This window comes from Streptomyces sp. NPDC096311 (assembly GCF_044763085.1).
GTDB lineage: Bacteria > Actinomycetota > Actinomycetes > Streptomycetales > Streptomycetaceae > Streptomyces.
This window is the reverse complement of the sequence record NZ_JBIWFN010000063.1, coordinates 1-5038: the sequence shown is the minus strand read 5'-3', so window position 1 is coordinate 5038 and position 5038 is coordinate 1. Positions and strand designations below refer to the sequence as shown.

Below are 5038 nucleotides of genomic sequence, written 5' to 3'. Positions count from 1 at the left end.
ACACAGTGGACGCGAGCAACTGAGGACAAGCCCTCGGCCTATTAGTACCGGTCACCTCCAGCGGTTACCCGCCTTCCAGATCCGGCCTATCAACCCAGTCGTCTACTGGGAGCCTTAACCCCTCAAGGGGGTGGGAATACTCATCTCGAAGCAGGCTTCCCGCTTAGATGCTTTCAGCGGTTATCCCTCCCGAACGTAGCCAACCAGCCATGCCCTTGGCAGGACAACTGGCACACCAGAGGTTCGTCCGTCCCGGTCCTCTCGTACTAGGGACAGCCCTTCTCAATATTCCTACGCGCACAGCGGATAGGGACCGAACTGTCTCACGACGTTCTAAACCCAGCTCGCGTACCGCTTTAATGGGCGAACAGCCCAACCCTTGGGACCGACTCCAGCCCCAGGATGCGACGAGCCGACATCGAGGTGCCAAACCATCCCGTCGATATGGACTCTTGGGGAAGATCAGCCTGTTATCCCCGGGGTACCTTTTATCCGTTGAGCGACGGCGCTTCCACAAGCCACCGCCGGATCACTAGTCCCGACTTTCGTCCCTGCTCGACCCGTCGGTCTCACAGTCAAGCTCCCTTGTGCACTTACACTCAACACCTGATTACCAACCAGGCTGAGGGAACCTTTGGGCGCCTCCGTTACTCTTTAGGAGGCAACCGCCCCAGTTAAACTACCCATCAGACACTGTCCCTGATCCGGATCACGGACCCAGGTTAGACATCCAGCACGACCAGAGTGGTATTTCAACGACGACTCCCCCCGAGCTGGCGCTCGAAGTTCACAGTCTCCCACCTATCCTACACAAGCCGAACCGAACACCAATATCAAACTGTAGTAAAGGTCCCGGGGTCTTTCCGTCCTGCTGCGCGAAACGAGCATCTTTACTCGTAGTGCAATTTCACCGGGCCTATGGTTGAGACAGTCGAGAAGTCGTTACGCCATTCGTGCAGGTCGGAACTTACCCGACAAGGAATTTCGCTACCTTAGGATGGTTATAGTTACCACCGCCGTTTACTGGCGCTTAAGTTCTCAGCTTCGCCACCCCGAAGAGTGACTAACCGGTCCCCTTAACGTTCCAGCACCGGGCAGGCGTCAGTCCGTATACATCGCCTTACGGCTTCGCACGGACCTGTGTTTTTAGTAAACAGTCGCTTCTCGCTGGTCTCTGCGGCCACCCCCAGCTCACGGAGTAAATCCGATCACCGGTGATGGCCCCCCTTCTCCCGAAGTTACGGGGGCATTTTGCCGAGTTCCTTAACCATAGTTCACCCGAACGCCTCGGTATTCTCTACCTGACCACCTGAGTCGGTTTAGGGTACGGGCCGCCATGAAACTCGCTAGAGGCTTTTCTCGACAGCATAGGATCATCCACTTCACCACAATCGGCTCGGCATCAGGTCTCAGCCTTGATGTGCGACGGATTTACCTATCACACGGCCTACACCCTTACCCCGGGACAACCACCGCCCGGGATGGACTACCTTCCTGCGTCACCCCATCACTCACCTACTGCAGGTCTGGTCCGTCGGCTCCACCACTCCCCTTTGCCCGAAGGCTCCGGGGCGGCTTCACGGACTTAGCATCGCCTGGTTCAATGTTTGACGCTTCACAGCGGGTACCGGAATATCAACCGGTTATCCATCGACTACGCCTGTCGGCCTCGCCTTAGGTCCCGACTTACCCTGGGCAGATCAGCTTGACCCAGGAACCCTTAGTCAATCGGCGCACACGTTTCTCACGTGTGTATCGCTACTCATGCCTGCATTCTCACTCGTGAACCGTCCACCACTGCCTTCCGGCGCGGCTTCACCCGGCACACGACGCTCCCCTACCCATCACAGCCGCCGTTGGGCGTATTGCTGCAATGACACGACTTCGGCGGTACGCTTGAGCCCCGCTACATTGTCGGCGCGGAATCACTAGACCAGTGAGCTATTACGCACTCTTTCAAGGGTGGCTGCTTCTAAGCCAACCTCCTGGTTGTCTCTGCGACTCCACATCCTTTCCCACTTAGCGTACGCTTAGGGGCCTTAGTCGATGCTCTGGGCTGTTTCCCTCTCGACCATGGAGCTTATCCCCCACAGTCTCACTGCCGCGCTCTCACTTACCGGCATTCGGAGTTTGGCTAAGGTCAGTAACCCGGTAGGGCCCATCGCCTATCCAGTGCTCTACCTCCGGTAAGAAACACACGACGCTGCACCTAAATGCATTTCGGGGAGAACCAGCTATCACGGAGTTTGATTGGCCTTTCACCCCTAACCACAGGTCATCCCCCAGGTTTTCAACCCTGGTGGGTTCGGTCCTCCACGACCTCTTACAGCCGCTTCAACCTGCCCATGGCTAGATCACTCCGCTTCGGGTCTTGAGCGCGCTACTAAAACGCCCTATTCGGACTCGCTTTCGCTACGGCTTCCCCACACGGGTTAACCTCGCAACACACCGCAAACTCGCAGGCTCATTCTTCAAAAGGCACGCAGTCACGAGGCAAGCACAAGTGCTTGCCCGACGCTCCCACGGCTTGTAGGCACACGGTTTCAGGTACTATTTCACTCCGCTCCCGCGGTACTTTTCACCATTCCCTCACGGTACTATCCGCTATCGGTCACCAGGGAATATTTAGGCTTAGCGGGTGGTCCCGCCAGATTCACACGGGATTTCTCGGGCCCCGTGCTACTTGGGTGTTTCTCAAACGAGCCGTTGACGTTTCGACTACGGGGGTCTTACCCTCTACGCCGGACCTTTCGCATGTCCTTCGCCTACATCAACGGTTTCTGACTCGTCTCACGGCCGGCAGACCGTGAAAGAGAAATCCCACAACCCCACATACGCAACCCCTGCCGGGTCTCACACGCATATGGTTTGGCCTCATCCAGTTTCGCTCGCCACTACTCCCGGAATCACGGTTGTTTTCTCTTCCTGCGGGTACTGAGATGTTTCACTTCCCCGCGTTCCCTCCACATACCCTATGTGTTCAGGTATGGGTGACAGCCCATGACGACTGCCGGGTTTCCCCATTCGGAAACCCCCGGATCAAAGCCTGGTTGACGACTCCCCGGGGACTATCGTGGCCTCCCACGTCCTTCATCGGTTCCTGGTGCCAAGGCATCCACCGTGCGCCCTTAAAAACTTGGCCACAGATGCTCGCGTCCACTGTGCAGTTCTCAAACAACGACCAACCACCCGTCACACACCACTTACGCGGTGTTTCACCGGGGCCGGCACTGAAGGCAGCCATACCGGCCGTACCCTCAGACACCCAACAGCGTGCCCGGCACCCTTGCCGCTTCCCTCATTCGTTCCACGCCCCGAAGAGCAGTACTGGAAGGAGAAGACAGTCAAGTGTGCCGAATAATCAACGTTCCACCCATGAGCAACCAGCATCAGACATTCGCCGATGTACTGGCCTCTGACCTCACCCCGGAGGGATCGGTAAGAAGTGCTCCTTAGAAAGGAGGTGATCCAGCCGCACCTTCCGGTACGGCTACCTTGTTACGACTTCGTCCCAATCGCCAGTCCCACCTTCGACAGCTCCCTCCCACAAGGGGTTGGGCCACCGGCTTCGGGTGTTACCGACTTTCGTGACGTGACGGGCGGTGTGTACAAGGCCCGGGAACGTATTCACCGCAGCAATGCTGATCTGCGATTACTAGCAACTCCGACTTCATGGGGTCGAGTTGCAGACCCCAATCCGAACTGAGACAGGCTTTTTGAGATTCGCTCCGCCTCACGGCTTCGCAGCTCATTGTACCTGCCATTGTAGCACGTGTGCAGCCCAAGACATAAGGGGCATGATGACTTGACGTCGTCCCCACCTTCCTCCGAGTTGACCCCGGCAGTCTCCTGTGAGTCCCCATCACCCCGAAGGGCATGCTGGCAACACAGAACAAGGGTTGCGCTCGTTGCGGGACTTAACCCAACATCTCACGACACGAGCTGACGACAGCCATGCACCACCTGTACACCGACCACAAGGGGGCGACCATCTCTGGCCGTTTCCGGTGTATGTCAAGCCTTGGTAAGGTTCTTCGCGTTGCGTCGAATTAAGCCACATGCTCCGCTGCTTGTGCGGGCCCCCGTCAATTCCTTTGAGTTTTAGCCTTGCGGCCGTACTCCCCAGGCGGGGAACTTAATGCGTTAGCTGCGGCACCGACGACGTGGAATGTCGCCAACACCTAGTTCCCACCGTTTACGGCGTGGACTACCAGGGTATCTAATCCTGTTCGCTCCCCACGCTTTCGCTCCTCAGCGTCAGTAATGGCCCAGAGATCCGCCTTCGCCACCGGTGTTCCTCCTGATATCTGCGCATTTCACCGCTACACCAGGAATTCCGATCTCCCCTACCACACTCTAGCTAGCCCGTATCGAATGCAGACCCGGGGTTAAGCCCCGGGCTTTCACACCCGACGTGACAAGCCGCCTACGAGCTCTTTACGCCCAATAATTCCGGACAACGCTTGCGCCCTACGTATTACCGCGGCTGCTGGCACGTAGTTAGCCGGCGCTTCTTCTGCAGGTACCGTCACTTTCGCTTCTTCCCTGCTGAAAGAGGTTTACAACCCGAAGGCCGTCATCCCTCACGCGGCGTCGCTGCATCAGGCTTTCGCCCATTGTGCAATATTCCCCACTGCTGCCTCCCGTAGGAGTCTGGGCCGTGTCTCAGTCCCAGTGTGGCCGGTCGCCCTCTCAGGCCGGCTACCCGTCGTCGCCTTGGTGAGCCACTACCTCACCAACAAGCTGATAGGCCGCGGGCTCATCCTTCACCGCCGGAGCTTTTAACCCACCCGGATGCCCGGGCAGGTGTTATCCGGTATTAGACCCCGTTTCCAGGGCTTGTCCCAGAGTGAAGGGCAGATTGCCCACGTGTTACTCACCCGTTCGCCACTAATCCACCCCGAAGGGCTTCATCGTTCGACTTGCATGTGTTAAGCACGCCGCCAGCGTTCGTCCTGAGCCAGGATCAAACTCTCCGTGAATGTTTTCCCGTAATCGGGACGACACCACGAGAGCGGAACCAAGGAGAGGAATAATC

The 5038-nt window shown here is 57.6% G+C and carries 2 rRNA genes; both read right to left on the bottom strand.

Features of this window, described 5'->3' with window-relative positions:
- Nucleotides 1–21: 21 nt before the first annotated feature.
- Nucleotides 22–3142, bottom strand: a 23S ribosomal RNA gene (locus ACIRA5_RS53540).
- A 314-nt stretch (nt 3143–3456) separates the two neighbouring features.
- Nucleotides 3457–4982 (bottom strand): 16S ribosomal RNA (locus ACIRA5_RS53535).
- Together the 16S and 23S rRNA genes form the textbook arrangement of a ribosomal RNA operon.
- Nucleotides 4983–5038: the final 56 nt, after the last annotated feature.